The following is a 16263-nucleotide window of genomic DNA, read 5'->3' on the forward strand; positions in this document are numbered from 1 at the left end:
GTTGACAAACGCTGGCGAGGTTCGCATAGTTCGTTTTACGCAAACGTTTGCGCGGCCTTCGGACAAGGATAATCGTCTATCTTTGCAAGGTTCGCCGTCGGCCAGTGGTGCTGCCTACCTGGCGGTTCCGTTTGACGAACGCTGCTCACAATAATCATAAGATCGGAGTGAACCCATGAAGCTGCCCTTTGCTGGACGTCTCCTCGCTGTCGCCGTTCTCGCCGCTGCATCCGCGGCCCTTCCTTTCTCCTCGGCTCAAGCCGATACCCCGCAGAAACCCAAGGTCGCCCTGGTCATGAAATCCTTGGCCAACGAGTTCTTCCTGACGATGGAAGATGGTGCCAAGGCCTATCAGAAAGAGCATTCCGCCGATTTCGACCTGGTGTCCAACGGCATCAAGGATGAAACCGATACCGCCAACCAGATCCGCATCGTCGAGCAGATGATCGTCTCCAAGGTCGACGCACTGGTGATCGCCCCGGCTGACTCCAAGGCCATGGTTCCGGTGATCAAGAAGGCCGTGGACGCCGGGATCACGGTGATCAACATCGACAACCAGCTCGACCCCGGCGTGCTGAAGAGCAAGAACATCAGCGTGCCTTTCGTTGGCCCGGACAACCGCAAGGGCGCGCGTCTGGTGGGTGAGTACCTGGCCAAGCAACTCAAGGCCGGTGACGAAGTGGGAATCATCGAAGGGGTTTCCACCACCACCAACGCACAGCAGCGCACCGCCGGCTTCAAGGATGCAATGGAAGCCGCGCAGATCAAGGTGGTGTCGCTGCAGTCGGGCGACTGGGAAATCGACGCCGGCAATCGTGTGGCCTCGGCCATGCTCAGCGAATACCCGAACATCAAGGCATTGCTGGCCGGTAACGACAGCATGGCGGTGGGCGCGGTTTCGGCAGTCCGGGCTGCCGGCAAGGCAGGCAAGGTGCAGGTCGTGGGCTACGACAACATCAACGCCATCAAGCCGATGCTCAAGGATGGCCGGGTCCTGGCCACTGCCGATCAGTTCGCTGCCAAGCAGGCGGTGTTCGGTATCGAGACCGCGCTGAAGATCCTCAAGGGCGAGAAAGTCGACAGCGGCACCAATGGCGTGATCGAAACTCCGGTTGAGCTGGTCACTCAGTAGTCATTGCGGCGGTACAACGGCGCTCGCCCGGTTGGGCGGGCGCATGGAGAGTTTCCTATGTCAGTTTCTGCTGCCAACGCTGTCCTATCGGTCAGCGGTATCGGCAAGACTTATGCGCAACCGGTGTTGACCGGCATCGACCTGACGCTGTTGCGCGGTGAAGTGCTGGCGCTCACCGGCGAGAACGGTGCCGGCAAGAGCACCCTGTCGAAGATCATCGGTGGCCTGGTCAGCCCCACCACAGGGCACATGCAGTTCAATGGCCAGGATTATCGTCCGGGCAGTCGCGCCCAGGCCGAGGATCTGGGCATTCGCATGGTGATGCAGGAGCTCAACCTGCTGCCGACCCTGTCGGTGGCCGAGAACCTGTTCCTCGACAACCTGCCCAGCAGTGGTGGCTGGATCAGCCGCCGGCAATTGCGCAAGGCGGCGATCGAGGCCATGACCCAGGTCGGTCTGGATGCCATCGACCCCGACACCCTGGTGGGCGAGCTGGGCATCGGCCACCAGCAGATGGTGGAGATCGCCCGTAACCTGATCGGCGACTGCCATGTGCTGATTCTCGATGAGCCCACCGCCATGCTCACGTCCCGCGAGGTAGAAATGCTCTTCGAGCAGATCACCCGCCTGCAGGCCCGCGGCGTGTCGATCATCTATATCTCCCATCGCCTGGAAGAGCTGGCCCGGGTTGCCCAGCGCATCGCGGTATTGCGTGACGGCTGCCTGGTCTGTGTCGAGCCGATGGCCAACTACAACAGCGAGCAACTGGTGAACCTGATGGTGGGTCGCGAGCTGGGCGAGCACATCGACCTGGGCGAGCGCCGGATCGGCGCGCCGGCCTTGACGGTGAGCAACCTCAGCCGCTCGGACAAAGTCCGCGATGTGTCCTTCGAGGTCCGCAGTGGCGAGATCTTCGGAATTTCCGGGTTGATCGGGGCAGGGCGCACCGAGCTGCTGCGCCTGATCTTCGGTGCCGATGTCGCCGACAGCGGCACCATCGCCCTGGGCACCCCGGCGCGCCCGGTGAGCATCCGCTCGCCAGTGGATGCGGTGGCCAACGGCATCGCCCTGATTACCGAGGACCGCAAGGGTGAGGGGCTGCTGTTGACCCAGTCCATCAGCGCCAATATCGCCCTGGGCAACATGCCGGCGATTTCCAGCAGCGGCCTGGTCAATGGCCAGGACGAGGAGCATCTGGCGCAGCGCCAGATCGACGCCATGCGTATCCGCAGCTCCAGCCCGGCGCAACTGGTCAGCGAGCTGTCCGGTGGCAACCAGCAGAAGGTGGTGATCGGCCGCTGGCTGGAGCGCGACTGTTCGGTGCTGCTGTTCGATGAGCCGACCCGTGGCATCGATGTCGGTGCCAAGTTCGATATCTACGGCCTGTTGGGGGAGTTGACCCGGCAGGGCAAGGCCCTTGTGGTGGTGTCCAGCGACCTGCGCGAGCTGATGCTGATCTGCGATCGCATCGGCGTGCTCTCGGCCGGGCGGCTGATCGATACCTTCGAGCGCGACAGCTGGACCCAGGATGAACTGCTTGCCGCGGCATTTGCCGGCTATCAAAAACGAGATGCGCTGATCGATGAAGCGGCGCCTAGGAATGCATCATGAAAACTGCAGCAAGCGGCAAGCGAGGCGGCCACTACTACGGCCTCGGCACTTACCTGGGGTTGGCGGGGGCGTTGCTGGGGATGATCGTGCTGTTCTCCCTACTCAGCAGTCATTTTCTGTCCTATGACACCTTCAGTACCCTGGCCAACCAGATTCCCGACCTGATGGTGCTGGCGGTGGGCATGACCTTCGTCCTGATCATCGGTGGCATCGACCTGTCCGTGGGCTCGGTACTGGCCCTGGCGGCGTCGACCGTCAGCGTGGCGATTCTCGGCTGGGGCTGGAGCGTGGTGCCCGCGGCGTTGCTGGGCATGGCTTGCGCGGCGCTGGCTGGAACGGTGACCGGTTCGATCACCGTGGCCTGGCGCATTCCTTCGTTCATCGTGTCTCTGGGTGTACTGGAAATGGCCCGCGGCGTGGCCTACCAGATGACGGGCTCACGCACCGCCTACATCGGTGACGCCTTCGCCTGGTTGTCGAATCCGATTGCCTTCGGCATTTCGCCGTCGTTTATCATTGCCCTGCTGATTATTTTCCTGGCCCAGGCGGTGCTGACTCGCACCGTGTTCGGTCGCTACCTGATCGGCATCGGTACCAACGAAGAGGCAGTGCGTCTGGCGGGGATCAACCCCAAACCCTACAAGATCCTGGTCTTCAGCCTGATGGGGTTGCTGGCAGGTATCGCTGCACTGTTTCAGATTTCTCGCCTGGAAGCGGCAGACCCGAACGCGGGCTCCGGTCTGGAGTTGCAAGTCATCGCTGCGGTGGTGATCGGCGGCACCAGCCTGATGGGCGGGCGCGGTTCGGTGATCAGTACCTTCTTTGGCGTCTTGATTATTTCCGTGCTGGCTGCGGGCCTGGCGCAAATCGGCGCATCCGAACCGACCAAGCGCATCATCACTGGTGCGGTCATCGTGATTGCCGTGGTGCTGGACACTTATCGCAGCCAGCGCGCCAATCGGCGGGTTTGATTCATGGCAACAATCAAGGATGTGGCGGCGCTGGCGGGGATTTCCTACACCACGGTGTCCCATGTGCTGAACAAGACGCGGCCAGTCAGTGAGGAAGTTCGGGTCAAGGTCGAGGCCGCTATCGCGCGCCTGGACTATGTGCCCAGCGCGGTGGCGCGTTCGCTGAAGGCCAAGACCACGGCTACCATCGGCTTGCTGGTACCCAACAGCCTCAACCCGTACTTCGCCGAATTGGCTCGGGGGATCGAGGATTATTGCGAACGCAACGGCTACTGCGTGATCCTCTGCAACTCCGACGACAACCCGCAGAAGCAGCGCAACTACCTGCGAGTATTACTGGAAAAACGTATCGACGGGTTGATTGTCACCTCGGCCGGTGGCGACAGCGGCCTGGCCCAGGGGCTGGCCGGCGTGCGCACGCCGATGGTGATTGTCGACCGTGGGCTGGAAGGGGTGAACGCCGACCTGGTGCGTATCGACCACCAGCACGGTGCCTACCTGGCCACCCGACACCTGCTGGAGCTGGGGCATCGGGACATTGCCTGCATCGGCGGCCCGGGCAATACCAGTGTGGCGCAGATGCGCCTGGCGGGATTCCAGCAGGCGCTGCGTGAGGCCGGTGTCGAGGCGCCTGCCGAGCGCATCCTGGAAAGTGATTTCAGTAGCACTGGTGGTTATCGCGCAGCCGCGCAGTTGCTCGATGGCGGACAGCCGCCGAGCGCGATTTTCGCTGGCAACGACATGATGGGCATCGGGGTGCTGCGCGCGGCAGCGGAGCGCAATATCCGCGTGCCCAGCGAGCTTTCGGTGATCGGCTTCGACGACATCCTCATGAGCCGGTACGTCTACCCGGCGCTGACCACGGTCGGCCAGTCGATCCTGCAACTGGGGGAAACCGCGGCAGAGTTGCTGCTGCGGCGGATCGCCTGCCGGGAGCTGCCGGTCGACCAGCGCATCGTTACGCCGAATATCGTCTTGCGGGAGTCGACGGCGCCGCTGGGTGGCGCTTTCGCCGAATACCGCTGAACCCAACTGATTGAGTACCGATGTATGTCAGCAAAAGTAGTGGTAGTGGGTAGCCTCAACATGGACCTGGTGACTCGGGCCGAGCGCCTGCCCCGAGGGGGCGAGACGCTGATTGGCAAATCCTTCGCCACGGTATCCGGTGGCAAGGGCGCCAATCAGGCGGTGGCTGCGGCCAGGCTGGGAGCGCAGGTGTCGATGGTCGGCTGTGTCGGCGACGATGCCTATGGCGAGCAACTGCGAGGTGCCTTGCTGGCCGAGCAGATCGATTGCCAGGCGGTGAGTGTGGTCGAAGGCTCCAGTGGGGTGGCGCTGATCGTGGTGGATGACAGTAGCCAGAATGCGATTGTCATCGTCGCCGGCGGCAATGGCCAGCTCACTCCCGAGAAGGTCGCCGGGTTCGATGGGGTGCTGCAGGATGGGCAAGTCATCATCTGCCAGCTTGAAGTGCCGCTGGCGACTGTGGGCTACACCCTCAAGCGCGGGCGCGAACTGGGCAAGACGGTGATCCTCAATCCGGCGCCGGCCAGTGGCCCGCTGCCAGCGCAGTGGTATGGCGCGATCGACTACCTGATTCCCAATGAGAGCGAGGCTTCGGCCTTGAGCGGGGTAGCGGTGGACTCCCTGGAGAGCGCTGAAGTGGCTGCCGGTCGCTTGATCGCTGCGGGTGCTGGCAAGGTGATCATCACCCTCGGTGCACAGGGCTCGCTGTTTGCCGATGGCCAGCGTTTCGAGCATTTCCCGGCGCCCAGGGTCAAGGCAATCGATACCACGGCGGCGGGGGACACCTTTGTCGGTGGATTTGCCGCGGCCCTGGCTGCCGGCAAGAGCGAAGCCGAGGCCATCCGCTTTGGTCAGGTGGCTGCGGCGCTGTCGGTGACGCGCGCCGGTGCGCAACCTTCCATTCCCACGCTGTCCGACGTTCAGGCGTTTATCCCTTCATGAAAAAGACACCTTTGCTCAACATTGCCCTGTCACGCTTGATCGCGTCCCTGGGCCACGGCGATATCGTGGTGATCGGCGATGCCGGCCTGCCGGTGCCCCCGGGCGTGGAGTTGATCGACCTGGCGCTGACCCACGGCGTTCCCGACTTTCTCACTACCTTGAAGGTGTTGCTCAGCGAGATGCAGGTGGAGCGTCATGTGCTGGCCGAAGAAATTCTGCTCAAGCAGCCTACGCCGCTGGCGGCGCTTGAAGGCATGACCGCCGGTGGTGAGCTGGGGCAGCGGCAGCTCATGAACCACGAGGGTTTCAAGGTGCTCAGCCGCCAGGCCCGTGCGGTGATCCGCACCGGGGAGTGCCAGCCGTATTGCAATATCGCCCTGATTGCCGGGGTGACCTTCTAGGCCGCTGTCGGGCCTTTTTCCATCTTGCACAAGGAGTGCGCCATGCGCCGCTATGCTCAGTTGTTTCACCACTGGTTCCGGAGTCTGCTGCTCTTGTCTCTGCTCACTGCTACCGGCGCTCAGGCGGCGGAAAAAATCGATCTGATCATCGACACCGATCCGGGGGCCGACGATGTGGTAGCCCTGCTGTTCGCCCTGGCTTCCCCCGAGGAGCTGCAGATCCGCGCCCTGACCACGGTGGCGGGCAACGTGCGGTTGGACAAGACCTCGCGCAATGCGCGCCTGGCCCGAGAGTGGGCGGGGCGCGAGGAGGTGCCGGTATACGCCGGAGCGCCCAAGCCGCTGCTGCGTACCCCCATCTATGCCGAGAATATCCATGGCAAGGAAGGCATTTCCGGGGTGACGGTGCACGAGCCCAAGGCGCCTCTGGCCAAGGGCAATGCGATCAACTACCTGATCGATACGCTGCGGGCGGCCAAGCCCCACAGCATCACTATCGCCATGCTCGGCCCGCAGACCAACCTGGCGCTGGCGCTGATCCAGGCACCGGACATCACCCAGGGCATCAAGGAAGTGGTGGTCATGGGCGGTGCGCACTTCAACGGTGGCAACATCACGCCGGTGGCCGAGTTCAACCTGTTCGCCGACCCCCAGGCGGCCGAAGTGGTGCTCAAGAGCGGCGTCAAACTGACCTATCTGCCGCTGGACGTGACCCACAAGGTGCTGACCAGCGATGCGCGGCTGCAGAAGATCGCGGCGTTGAACAACAACGCCAGCAAGGTGGTGGGGGACATCCTCAACGAGTACGTCAAGGGCGACATGGAGCACTACGGTATTCCCGGCGGCCCGGTGCATGACGCTACAGTGATTGCCTACCTGCTCAAGCCCGAGCTGTTCACCGGCCGTCAAGCCAATATGGTCATCGACAGCCGCGAGGGGCCGACTTTCGGCCAGACCATCGTCGATTGGTACGACGGCCTGAAGCAGGAAAAGAACGTGTTCTGGGTTGAGAACGGCGATGCCCAGGGTTTCTTCGACTTGCTCACCGAGCGCCTGGCGCGTCTCAAGTAAACCTTGCCCCCGCAGGTACCTGCCTGCGGGGTTCTATTCCCGTTCCGGGTCCTGTACGCCCAGGTGGTCGGCCGGGTATTTCTCGAAGACTTGTTCAATGAAGGCTCGGGCGGACTGGGTGCCCAGTTCCTTGACCAGCAGGTCTATGCCAATGATCGCCAGCTCCTCCGGGCTCCCTGGGCTGTAGGAGCATTGGCCCTGGGGCCATTTGGCTTTGATGTCGGCGTCGATACTCACGGTGGCCATGAAAGTCTCACGAATTCGGATAAGGCGGGCGCCAGGGCAGGGCTCTGGGCGGGTAGTTGCTGCGTCGCAGAGTTAACCATGTTGCCGGGCGTTTGGCACTCCGACTTAGGCATCAGGCGAGTGCTGTGCGACACTGCGGCTTTTCCTGTGCTCAAGGAAGCCTCCGTGCAAATCGATTTGAACCAGCCTGATGCCCTGACCCTGGAGTCGGTGCGTCAGCTGCTGGCGTCTGCCAGCGACAACGTGCATACCCAGTTGCGCGTGAGCAAAACCGGAATTGCCTATATCTCTTCGGGGGTAGTGGGCGGTGCCGAGATAGAAGGTTTGCTGTTTCGCCTGGAAACCTGGGCGGCCGGCTCCGGGTATGTCGGCAAGGTGGCTGCCGCCGACGAGGTCTGGGTGATGCAGATCTTCAATGCGCTCAAACAGAACTGGCCCAAGCCGGCGTTCGACTACATCGACATCTATTGAGCGTCGTTCATATCCGGTGACGATTGTCCCGTGAAAGAGTGGCACCGGCTGAGGCAGACTTGCCCGCTGTTCACCTGATACGGCAAATGGCCATTTGTTTTGAAACCAAAAGCCAAATCGGCTGTCGCACGATCTCTGCTTAATTTTGAAAAGGAGGCTTCATGCCTTGGAAGCTCGCTTCATTCGGAACCTTGTTGGCCGCTCTCGTCCTTGGTGGGTGCAGCACTGCCGGGTCGACAAAGGAGCCTGTGGCCGCTGAGTCCGGGCACACTCGTTGTGAAGCATCGGCCGCCGAATTCGCCGTCGGCAAGAAGGCTTCTCCCGAGTTGCTCGAGCAGGCCCGTACACGCGCAGGCGCGCAGTACGCACGGTTCCTCAAGCCCAACGACATGATCACCCTGGAGTACCGCTCGGATCGCCTGAACCTGAACACTGATGCCGGCCTGGTGGTGACCCGGGTCAACTGTGGTTGAGGCTGAGGCCTTTGGATCACGCATAAAAAACCCCGTCACATGGACGGGGTTTTTTTAGCTCGCTGAGAAATTACTCAGGGCGAACTTGTGCAGCTTGCATACCCTTTTGGCCTTTCTCAGCCACGAAGGAAACGGTCTGGCCTTCTTTCAGGCTTTTGAAACCGTCGCTTTCAATAGCTTTGAAGTGTACGAACAGGTCGTCACCGCCACCTTGAGGAGTGATGAAGCCGAAGCCTTTTTCATCGTTGAACCATTTTACGGTGCCGGTTTGGCGATTAGACATGGTGTATCTCCAAGAAACATATATTTTCAGTAGTGCTGTGCTGCTCAGGCCAACTGGGCACACCGAGCTATCATAGTCGAAATGTTCGGCTTGGGAGCCCCCCAGAGGCGCTCTTTGCCCGATGTACCTGTGTATTTTGCCATCTGAGTTGGCTGCAGGCCCCGGTTTAAGGGGCTTTGGCGTAAAACAGAGGGTAATAAAAAAACCCGTAAAAGCTGCGTAAATTGTGAAAAAGACCGCGTTTCAGGCTCTGTGGCGAGCACTGGCGCAGCCTGTTCCGGGCATCAGCAGCTTATTTGACCACCCGGCAAGCAGCGATGGCGTCCAATGCTCGGGTTCGCAGATCTGCGCTGGGTTGCTTGGTTTTGCTCATCAGCTCCTTGATCTCCTCGGTGGTGAATTTTTCATTTAGCTTGTCGGCGCCGCAGGCACAGTGCTTTTCGGCGCTCTTGGCGTCGATGTTCTGGCTGGCCGCCGCGGTGCAGTCCTTCATGTAGTCGGCGCGTGCTCCGGCAGGCCATGCCGCCTGTGCACTCAAAGGCAGTAGCAGGGTGAGCGGTGCGGCAAGGGCGAGCAGTTTGATAAGGCGCATGAGTCGGGTTCTCCTGAAGTCGGTAGCAAGGACGACGATTCTCCGGTTATTTGAGGCTCGACGTACATCTCAAGTTCACTTTCAACAATAAAAGACTGTAAACCAGGCTCGCGATAATTTGCTGCACGGCGATTGCGATGTATCTGTGCTAGCATGCCCGGCTTCGGTGTTTTCAAGCTTTGGGCCTTTTCTAGCCCTTGCCGTCTATGCCTCATTAATCTTGATGTGAACCCCAGTCACTCTGGTTCGGTTTTTCGGTTGGCCGCAAGGCTCTTGCCACTGTGAGGCAGGCGTTCGTAGCAGAACGGCCGGACTGAATCGCGTACTGGCTCATCCCAACCCACGTGACCTTTGGTAGGGGTCACCACTAGGAGAGGAGGCGCCATGCCCACTATTACTCTTCCCGACGGCAGTCAACGTTCATTCGATCACGCAGTATCCGTAGCCGAGGTCGCCGCTTCCATTGGCGCGGGCCTGGCCAAGGCCACATTGGCTGGCAAGGTCAACGGCAAGCTGGTCGACGCCTGCGACGTGATCGACGGCGATGCAACCCTGCAAATCATCACGCCAAAGGACGAAGAGGGGCTGGAGATCATTCGCCACTCTTGCGCTCACTTGGTGGGTCATGCGGTCAAGCAGTTGTATCCGACCGCGAAAATGGTCATCGGTCCGGTCATCGATGAAGGCTTCTATTACGACATCGCCTATGAGCGTCCTTTCACGCCTGAGGATATGGCCGCCATCGAGCAGCGCATGCAGCAGCTGATCGAGAAGGACTACGACGTGATCAAGAAGGTCACGCCGCGCGCCGAAGTGATCGAGGTGTTCAAGGCCCGTGGCGAGGACTACAAGCTGCGTTTGGTCGAAGACATGCCGAACGAGCAGGCGATGGGCCTGTACTACCACGAAGAATATGTCGACATGTGCCGCGGTCCGCACGTGCCGAACACGCGTTTCCTGAAGTCCTTCAAGCTGACCAAGTTGTCCGGTGCCTACTGGCGCGGTGATGCCAAGAACGAGCAGTTGCAGCGGATCTACGGTACTGCCTGGGCGGACAAGAAGCAGCTCGCTGCCTACATCCAGCGTATCGAAGAGGCCGAGAAGCGCGATCATCGCAAGATCGGCAAGCGCCTGGGCCTGTTCCATACCCAGGAAGAAGCGCCGGGCATGGTGTTCTGGCACCCTAATGGCTGGACCCTGTACCAGGTGCTCGAGCAGTACATGCGCAAGGTGCAGCGTGACAACGGTTACCTGGAGATCAAGACTCCGCAGGTGGTTGACCGCAGTCTCTGGGAAAAATCCGGGCACTGGGCCAACTACGCCGAGAATATGTTCACCACCGAGTCGGAAAGCCGCGACTACGCAATCAAGCCGATGAACTGCCCTTGCCACGTGCAGGTGTTCAATCAGGGCCTGAAGAGCTACCGCGAGCTGCCGATGCGCCTGGCCGAGTTCGGTGCCTGCCACCGTAATGAACCCTCGGGCGCTCTGCACGGCATCATGCGTGTGCGTGGCTTCACTCAGGATGATGCTCACATCTTCTGTACTGAAGACCAGATGCAGGCCGAGTCTGCGGCGTTCATCAAGCTGACCATGGATGTCTATGCCGACTTCGGCTTCAAGGACATCGAGATGAAGCTGTCCACTCGCCCTGAAAAGCGCGTGGGCTCCGATGATCTGTGGGACCGTGCGGAAAGCGCACTGGCAGCGGCTCTGGATAGCGCCGGCCTGCCATACGACCTGCAGCCGGGCGAGGGCGCATTCTACGGTCCGAAGATCGAGTTCTCGCTGAAGGACTGTCTGGGTCGTGTCTGGCAGTGCGGTACCTTGCAGTTGGACTTCAACCTGCCGATCCGTCTGGGCGCCGAGTACGTTTCCGAAGACAACAGCCGTAAGCATCCGGTGATGTTGCACCGGGCGATCCTCGGTTCCTTCGAGCGTTTTGTCGGGATTCTGATCGAGCATTACGAGGGTGCATTCCCTGCGTGGCTGGCTCCGACTCAGGCCGTGGTGATGAATATCACTGATAAACAGGCAGATTTTGCCCTCGAAGTGGAAAAAACACTCAATCAAAGCGGATTTCGTGCCAAGTCCGACTTGAGAAATGAAAAGATCGGCTTTAAAATCCGCGAGCATACTTTGCTCAAGGTTCCCTATCTCTTGGTTATTGGAGATCGGGAGGTCGAGATGCAGACTGTCGCTGTGCGTACCCGTGAAGGTGAAGACCTGGGCTCGATGCCTGTCGCCCAATTCTCGGCGTTCCTCGCACAAGCGGTTTCCCGGCGTGGTCGCCAAGATTCGGAGTAATTATTATTAAGCGTGATATGAGACAAGATAAACGAGCTGCACCGAAAGCCCCGATCAACGAGAATATCTCGGCACGCGAGGTTCGGTTAATTGGCGCTGACGGCGAGCAGATTGGCATCGTCTCGATTGATGAAGCGCTTCGTATAGCTGAAGAAGCCAAGCTGGATCTGGTGGAAATTTCCGCCGACGCAGTCCCACCTGTTTGCCGGGTGATGGATTACGGCAAGTCGATCTTCGAAAAGAAGAAGCAGATTGCTGCTGCGAAGAAGAACCAGAAGCAGATTCAGGTTAAAGAAATCAAGTTTCGTCCAGGGACGGAGGAAGGGGATTACCAGGTAAAACTGCGCAACCTGGTACGTTTCCTGAGTGACGGGGACAGGGCCAAGGTATCCTTGCGATTCCGCGGCCGTGAGATGGCCCACCAGGAGCTGGGGATGGAACTCCTCAAGCGGGTTGAAGCTGACCTGCAAGAGTACGGTTCGGTCGAACAGCATCCTAAGATGGAAGGACGCCAGCTGATCATGGTCATCGCCCCGAAAAAGAAGAAGTAATCAACAGGGCACGGCAGGCCTTCTGATTATGTTTATCAACTGAATGCGGAGTATCCGAACATGCCAAAGATGAAAACCAAAAGTGGTGCTGCTAAGCGGTTTCTGAAAACTGCTAACGGTATCAAGCACAAGCACGCTTTCAAGAGCCACATCCTGACCAAAATGTCGACCAAGCGTAAGCGTCAACTGCGCGGTAGCAGCTTGCTGCATCCGTCTGACGTGGCAAAAGTCGAGCGCATGCTGCGCCTTCGTTAATTTTTGGATCAAGAATAGAGGAAGTAACTCATGGCTCGTGTAAAGCGTGGCGTCATTGCCCGTAAACGTCACAAAAAAATTCTGAAACTTGCTAAAGGCTACTACGGCGCTCGCTCGCGCGTATTCCGTGTTGCCAAGCAAGCGGTAATCAAGGCAGGCCAATACGCCTACCGTGACCGTCGTCAGAAAAAACGTCAGTTCCGCGCTCTGTGGATTGCTCGTATCAACGCTGGTGCTCGTAATAACGGCCTGTCGTACAGCCGTCTGATCGCTGGCCTGAAAAAGGCGTCCATCGAGATCGACCGTAAGGTTCTGGCTGATCTGGCAGTGAACGAAAAAGCGGCGTTTGCTGCGATTGTCGAGAAAGCTAAAGCCACCTTGGCTTAAGTACCCCCGACAGTCATCCGGGCTCACCTTTCGTGAGCCCAGATGTTAAACGTCATAAATAGGGGAAGAGCCTTCAAGCTCTTCCCCTATTTTGTATCTGGAGTCTGTACATGGAAAACCTGGATGCGCTGGTTTCTCAAGCACTTGAGGCCGTGCAACACGCTGAAGACATCAATGCCCTGGAACAGATCCGGGTTCACTTCCTTGGCAAGAAGGGCGAGCTGACTCAGGTGATGAAGACCCTGGGCAACCTGCCTGCCGAAGAGCGTCCGCAAGTCGGTGCGCTGATCAACGTTGCCAAGGAGCGTGTAACAGAGGTTCTCAATGCTCGCAAAGCGGCTTTCGAGGAGGCGGAACTCAGCGCCAAGCTCGCCGCCGAGTGCATTGACGTCACTCTGCCGGGCCGTGGCCAGACCTCGGGCGGTCTGCACCCGATTACGCGGACCCTGGAGCGTATCGAACAGTTCTTCACTCATATTGGCTACGGCATCGCCGAAGGCCCTGAGGTTGAAGACGACTATCACAACTTTGAAGCGCTCAACATCCCAGGCCACCACCCGGCCCGGTCGATGCACGACACCTTCTATTTCAACGCGAACATGTTGTTGCGCACCCATACCTCACCGGTACAGGTCCGCACCATGGAGTCGCAGCAGCCGCCGATTCGCATTGTCTGCCCAGGCCGTGTGTACCGTAGCGACTCCGATATCACTCACTCGCCGATGTTTCACCAGGTCGAAGGCCTGCTGGTCGATCGTGACATCAATTTCGCCGACCTGAAGGGCACGATCGAAGAGTTCCTGCGGGTGTTCTTCGAGAAGGAACTGGCGGTGCGTTTCCGTCCTTCGTACTTCCCGTTCACCGAGCCTTCCGCCGAAGTCGATATGGAATGCGTGATGTGCGCCGGTAAAGGCTGCCGGGTCTGCAAGCAGACTGGCTGGCTGGAAGTCATGGGATGCGGCATGGTTCATCCGAACGTGCTGCGTATGTCCGGGATCGATCCGGAAGAGTTCCAGGGCTTTGCCTTCGGCATGGGCGCCGAGCGTCTGGCCATGCTGCGTTACGGTGTCAATGACTTGCGCCTGTTCTTCGACAACGACTTGCGGTTCCTTGCGCAATTTCGCTAGTCGCGCGTCCGTAACGAATCTATTAGGAGAGCAGGATGAAATTCAGTGAACAATGGCTGCGCGGCTGGGTTAGCCCGCAGGTAAGTCGTGACGAGCTGGTAGCCCGTCTATCGATGGCCGGTCTTGAGGTCGACAGCGTAACGCCGGCCGCCGGTGATTTCAGTGGCGTGGTAGTGGGCGAGGTGTTGAGCACCGAGCAGCACCCGGATGCCGACAAGCTGCGCGTTTGCCAGGTCAGCAATGGTTCGGAAACCTTCCAGGTTGTCTGCGGCGCGCCGAACGTGCGCCCGGGCCTGAAGGTCCCGTTCGCCATGATCGGTGCCCAGTTGCCGGGCGACTTCAAGATCAAGAAGGCCAAGCTGCGTGGAGTGGAATCCAACGGCATGCTGTGCTCCCAGGCTGAGCTGCAAATCGGTGAGGGCAATGACGGCCTCATGGAGTTGCCGGTCGATGCGCCGGTGGGTGAGGACGTTCGCACTTACCTGAGCCTGGACGATGCCAGCATCGAGGTCGACCTGACCCCTAACCGCGGGGACTGCCTGTCCCTGGCCGGCATGGCCCGTGAAGTGGGTGCCTTGTACGCGGCCAAGGTGCAGCGTCCGGAAGTGCCGGCGATTCCTGCGGCGCATGACGAGGTGCGTCCAGTGGAAGTGCTGGCTCCGGCTGCCTGCCCACGTTACCTGGGGCGTGTCGTCCGCAATGTCGACCTGTCCAAGCCTACTCCGCTGTGGATGGTCGAGCGCCTGCGTCGCGCCGATGTGCGCAGTATCGATGCTGCAGTGGACATCACCAACTACGTGATGCTCGAACTGGGCCAGCCGCTGCATGCCTTCGATCTCGCCGAGATCAATGGCGGCATCCGTGTACGAATGGCTGAAGAGGGCGAGAAGCTGGTATTGCTCGACGGTCAGGAAGTGACCCTGCGCAGCGATACCCTGGTGATTGCCGACCATACCCGAGCCCTGGCGATTGCCGGCGTGATGGGGGGGGAGCACAGTGGCGTCGCCGCCAATACCCGTGACGTATTTCTGGAAAGTGCCTTCTTCGACCAGATCGCGGTTGCTGGCAAGGCACGCTCCTATGGCCTGCATACCGATGCTTCCCATCGCTATGAGCGTGGTGTGGACTGGCAGCTTGCTCGCGAAGCCATGGAGCGGGCTACTGGCTTGCTGCTGGAAATCACGGGCGGCGACGCGGGGCCGATCATTGAAACGCTCAGCGAGCAGCATCTGCCATCCGTTGCGCCTGTCACCTTGCGCGCTGAACGCATCACTCAGATGCTGGGCATGGAAATCGACGGCCTTGAGGTAGAGCGTTTGCTCACCGCCCTGGGCCTGACTGTAACTGCCGATGGGGCAGGGCAGTGGCGTGTTGAGGTGCCGAGCCATCGCTTCGATATCAGTCTTGAGGTTGACCTGATCGAAGAACTGGCACGTCTTTATGGTTACAACCGTCTTCCGGTTCGCTATCCGCAGGCTCGTCTGGCGCCTCAAGCCAAGGCCGAGGCCGAGGGTGACCTGCCTGCTTTGCGTCGTTTGCTGGTTGCTCGTGGTTATCAGGAAGCGATCACCTACAGCTTCATCGATCCGAAGCTGTTCGAACTGTTCAACCCAGGCGTCGAACCGCTGTTGCTGGCCAATCCGATTTCGGCCGACATGGCAGCCATGCGTTCCTCTCTGTGGCCGGGCCTGGTCAAGGCGCTTCAGCACAACCTGAACCGTCAGCAGGACCGTGTCCGCATGTTTGAAAGCGGCCTGCGTTTTGTTGGTCAGCTGGAAGGTTTGAAGCAGCAGCCGATGCTGGCAGGTGTTGTATGTGGCAGCCGCTTGCCTGAAGGCTGGGCGCAAGGTCGCGATGGCGTGGACTTCTTCGACGTCAAGGCGGATGTCGAAGCGGTACTGGGTTTTGCCGGTGCTCTTGATGCATTCACCTTTGTGCCGGGCAAGCATCCAGCGCTTCATCCTGGTCAGACGGCTCGCATCGAGCGTGACGGTCGTGAAGTCGGTTTCCTGGGGGCCATTCACCCAGAGCTGGCGAAGAATCTCGGCCTGGACCGCCCTGTCTATGTGTTTGAACTGGTCCTGAGTGAAGTGGCTCAAGGGCGTTTGCCGAAGTTCCATGAGCTGTCGCGCTTCCCGGAAGTGCGTCGCGACCTGGCATTGCTGGCGGATCGTGACGTGGCGGCCAGCGCCGTTCTGGACGTAATCCGTGAAAATGCAGGTGAGTGGCTGACAGACCTCAGGCTGTTTGACGTCTATCAGGGTAAAGGCATTGATCCTCATAGAAAAAGCCTTGCCGTCGGCTTGACCTGGCAGCATCCATCGCGCACTCTTAACGACGATGAGGTGAACTCTACGACGCAAAATATCCTCACCTCGCTCGAACAAAGGTTGAACGCCACGTTAAGGAAGTGACGT

Annotated in this window: 18 protein-coding genes; 15 read left to right on the top strand and 3 right to left on the bottom strand. The window is 59.8% G+C overall.

Annotated features, from left to right (window positions below; genetic code table 11):
• Window positions 1–175: 175 nt before the first annotated feature.
• From KI242_RS10830 to KI242_RS10860, 7 genes are read left to right on the top strand one after another with little or no spacing between them, the layout of a single operon-like run.
• Window positions 176–1132: a sugar ABC transporter substrate-binding protein gene (locus KI242_RS10830; protein WP_212806096.1), complete on the top strand. Its 957-nt coding sequence runs from the start codon at window positions 176–178 to the stop codon at window positions 1130–1132.
• Between the two features lie 57 nt (window positions 1133–1189).
• Entirely contained in the window at window positions 1190–2743 is a 1554-nt protein-coding gene (locus KI242_RS10835; protein ID WP_053157377.1) for a sugar ABC transporter ATP-binding protein, read from the top strand.
• Window positions 2740–3714: an ABC transporter permease gene (locus KI242_RS10840; protein ID WP_011060408.1), complete on the top strand. Its 975-nt coding sequence runs from the start codon at window positions 2740–2742 to the stop codon at window positions 3712–3714. The genes KI242_RS10835 and KI242_RS10840 overlap by 4 nt, the downstream gene beginning before the upstream one ends.
• A gap of 3 nt (window positions 3715–3717) precedes the next feature.
• Complete coding sequence (locus KI242_RS10845) at window positions 3718–4740, top strand: LacI family DNA-binding transcriptional regulator (RefSeq protein ID WP_011060409.1); 1023 nt, start codon at window positions 3718–3720, stop codon at window positions 4738–4740.
• A gap of 24 nt (window positions 4741–4764) precedes the next feature.
• Window positions 4765–5682: a ribokinase gene (gene rbsK, locus KI242_RS10850; protein ID WP_053157380.1), complete on the top strand. Its 918-nt coding sequence runs from the start codon at window positions 4765–4767 to the stop codon at window positions 5680–5682.
• The gene (gene rbsD, locus KI242_RS10855) at window positions 5679–6083 is read left to right on the top strand and encodes a D-ribose pyranase (protein WP_072451517.1); all 405 of its coding nucleotides are present in this window, start codon (window positions 5679–5681) and stop codon (window positions 6081–6083) included. The genes rbsK and rbsD overlap by 4 nt, the downstream gene beginning before the upstream one ends.
• Before the next feature lie 42 nt (window positions 6084–6125).
• Window positions 6126–7154 carry a nucleoside hydrolase gene (locus KI242_RS10860; protein ID WP_011060412.1) on the top strand — a complete coding sequence of 343 codons (1029 nt, stop codon included), beginning with the start codon at window positions 6126–6128 and terminating at the stop codon, window positions 7152–7154.
• A gap of 33 nt (window positions 7155–7187) precedes the next feature.
• Here KI242_RS10860 and KI242_RS10865 read toward each other — a convergent pair whose 3' ends face one another.
• Complete coding sequence (locus KI242_RS10865) at window positions 7188–7400, bottom strand: hypothetical protein (RefSeq protein WP_011060413.1); 213 nt, start codon at window positions 7398–7400, stop codon at window positions 7188–7190.
• Between the two features lie 165 nt (window positions 7401–7565).
• Here KI242_RS10865 and KI242_RS10870 point away from each other — a divergent pair, with 165 nt between their 5' ends.
• Entirely contained in the window at window positions 7566–7871 is a 306-nt protein-coding gene (locus tag KI242_RS10870) for a hypothetical protein (RefSeq protein ID WP_053150270.1), read from the top strand.
• A gap of 161 nt (window positions 7872–8032) precedes the next feature.
• Window positions 8033–8344 (top strand): I78 family peptidase inhibitor, encoded by a 312-nt coding sequence (locus tag KI242_RS10875; protein WP_053150273.1) that lies wholly within the window; start codon window positions 8033–8035, stop codon window positions 8342–8344.
• Between the two features lie 70 nt (window positions 8345–8414).
• Here KI242_RS10875 and KI242_RS10880 read toward each other — a convergent pair whose 3' ends face one another.
• Window positions 8415–8627: a cold-shock protein gene (locus KI242_RS10880; RefSeq protein ID WP_003179963.1), complete on the bottom strand. Its 213-nt coding sequence runs from the start codon at window positions 8625–8627 to the stop codon at window positions 8415–8417.
• A 292-nt stretch (window positions 8628–8919) separates the two neighbouring features.
• Window positions 8920–9219 (bottom strand): hypothetical protein, encoded by a 300-nt coding sequence (locus tag KI242_RS10885; RefSeq protein WP_011060416.1) that lies wholly within the window; start codon window positions 9217–9219, stop codon window positions 8920–8922.
• A 384-nt stretch (window positions 9220–9603) separates the two neighbouring features.
• On the opposite strand from KI242_RS10885, the gene thrS reads away from it, so the two are divergent.
• The 6 genes from thrS (at window position 9604) to pheT (ending at window position 16260) form a co-directional block, all read left to right on the top strand.
• A complete protein-coding gene (gene thrS / locus KI242_RS10890) occupies window positions 9604–11526 on the top strand; it encodes a threonine--tRNA ligase (RefSeq protein WP_011060417.1) in 1923 nt (640 codons plus the stop codon).
• The gene (infC, locus tag KI242_RS10895) at window positions 11526–12077 is read left to right on the top strand and encodes a translation initiation factor IF-3 (RefSeq protein WP_169893379.1); all 552 of its coding nucleotides are present in this window, start codon (window positions 11526–11528) and stop codon (window positions 12075–12077) included. The genes thrS and infC overlap by 1 nt, the downstream gene beginning before the upstream one ends.
• Before the next feature lie 60 nt (window positions 12078–12137).
• Entirely contained in the window at window positions 12138–12332 is a 195-nt protein-coding gene (gene rpmI, locus KI242_RS10900; protein WP_002553160.1) for a 50S ribosomal protein L35, read from the top strand.
• A gap of 30 nt (window positions 12333–12362) precedes the next feature.
• On the top strand, window positions 12363–12719 hold the full coding sequence (gene rplT / locus KI242_RS10905) for a 50S ribosomal protein L20 (protein WP_011060418.1): 357 nt from the start codon (window positions 12363–12365) through the stop codon (window positions 12717–12719).
• Window positions 12720–12829: 110 nt separating this feature from the next.
• Complete coding sequence (gene pheS / locus KI242_RS10910; RefSeq protein WP_152686078.1) at window positions 12830–13846, top strand: phenylalanine--tRNA ligase subunit alpha; 1017 nt, start codon at window positions 12830–12832, stop codon at window positions 13844–13846.
• 35 nt (window positions 13847–13881) lie between these two features.
• Window positions 13882–16260: a phenylalanine--tRNA ligase subunit beta gene (pheT, locus tag KI242_RS10915; protein ID WP_161467172.1), complete on the top strand. Its 2379-nt coding sequence runs from the start codon at window positions 13882–13884 to the stop codon at window positions 16258–16260.
• The last annotated feature ends 3 nt before the right edge of the window (window positions 16261–16263 follow it).

This window comes from Pseudomonas sp. Eqa60, from assembly GCF_018326405.1.
In the GTDB taxonomy this organism is placed as follows: Bacteria; Pseudomonadota; Gammaproteobacteria; order Pseudomonadales; family Pseudomonadaceae; genus Aquipseudomonas; species Aquipseudomonas protegens.

Excerpts from the sequence above, each read along its gene's own strand:
- KI242_RS10835 (WP_053157377.1), top strand. The coding sequence starts at position 1,190 with ATGTCAGTTTCTGCTGCCAACGCTGTCCTATCGGTCAGCGGTATCGGC.
- KI242_RS10860 (WP_011060412.1), top strand. The coding sequence starts at position 6,126 with ATGCGCCGCTATGCTCAGTTGTTTCACCACTGGTTCCGGAGTCTGCTG.
- KI242_RS10830 (WP_212806096.1), top strand. The coding sequence starts at position 176 with ATGAAGCTGCCCTTTGCTGGACGTCTCCTCGCTGTCGCCGTTCTCGCC.
- rbsK (WP_053157380.1), top strand. The coding sequence starts at position 4,765 with ATGTCAGCAAAAGTAGTGGTAGTGGGTAGCCTCAACATGGACCTGGTG.
- KI242_RS10885 (WP_011060416.1), bottom strand. The coding sequence starts at position 9,219 with ATGCGCCTTATCAAACTGCTCGCCCTTGCCGCACCGCTCACCCTGCTA.
- pheT (WP_161467172.1), top strand. The coding sequence starts at position 13,882 with ATGAAATTCAGTGAACAATGGCTGCGCGGCTGGGTTAGCCCGCAGGTA.
- KI242_RS10845 (WP_011060409.1), top strand. The coding sequence starts at position 3,718 with ATGGCAACAATCAAGGATGTGGCGGCGCTGGCGGGGATTTCCTACACC.
- KI242_RS10875 (WP_053150273.1), top strand. The coding sequence starts at position 8,033 with ATGCCTTGGAAGCTCGCTTCATTCGGAACCTTGTTGGCCGCTCTCGTC.
- KI242_RS10880 (WP_003179963.1), bottom strand. The coding sequence starts at position 8,627 with ATGTCTAATCGCCAAACCGGCACCGTAAAATGGTTCAACGATGAAAAA.
- KI242_RS10865 (WP_011060413.1), bottom strand. The coding sequence starts at position 7,400 with ATGGCCACCGTGAGTATCGACGCCGACATCAAAGCCAAATGGCCCCAG.
- rbsD (WP_072451517.1), top strand. The coding sequence starts at position 5,679 with ATGAAAAAGACACCTTTGCTCAACATTGCCCTGTCACGCTTGATCGCG.
- thrS (WP_011060417.1), top strand. The coding sequence starts at position 9,604 with ATGCCCACTATTACTCTTCCCGACGGCAGTCAACGTTCATTCGATCAC.
- rplT (WP_011060418.1), top strand. The coding sequence starts at position 12,363 with ATGGCTCGTGTAAAGCGTGGCGTCATTGCCCGTAAACGTCACAAAAAA.
- pheS (WP_152686078.1), top strand. The coding sequence starts at position 12,830 with ATGGAAAACCTGGATGCGCTGGTTTCTCAAGCACTTGAGGCCGTGCAA.
- KI242_RS10840 (WP_011060408.1), top strand. The coding sequence starts at position 2,740 with ATGAAAACTGCAGCAAGCGGCAAGCGAGGCGGCCACTACTACGGCCTC.
- rpmI (WP_002553160.1), top strand. The coding sequence starts at position 12,138 with ATGCCAAAGATGAAAACCAAAAGTGGTGCTGCTAAGCGGTTTCTGAAA.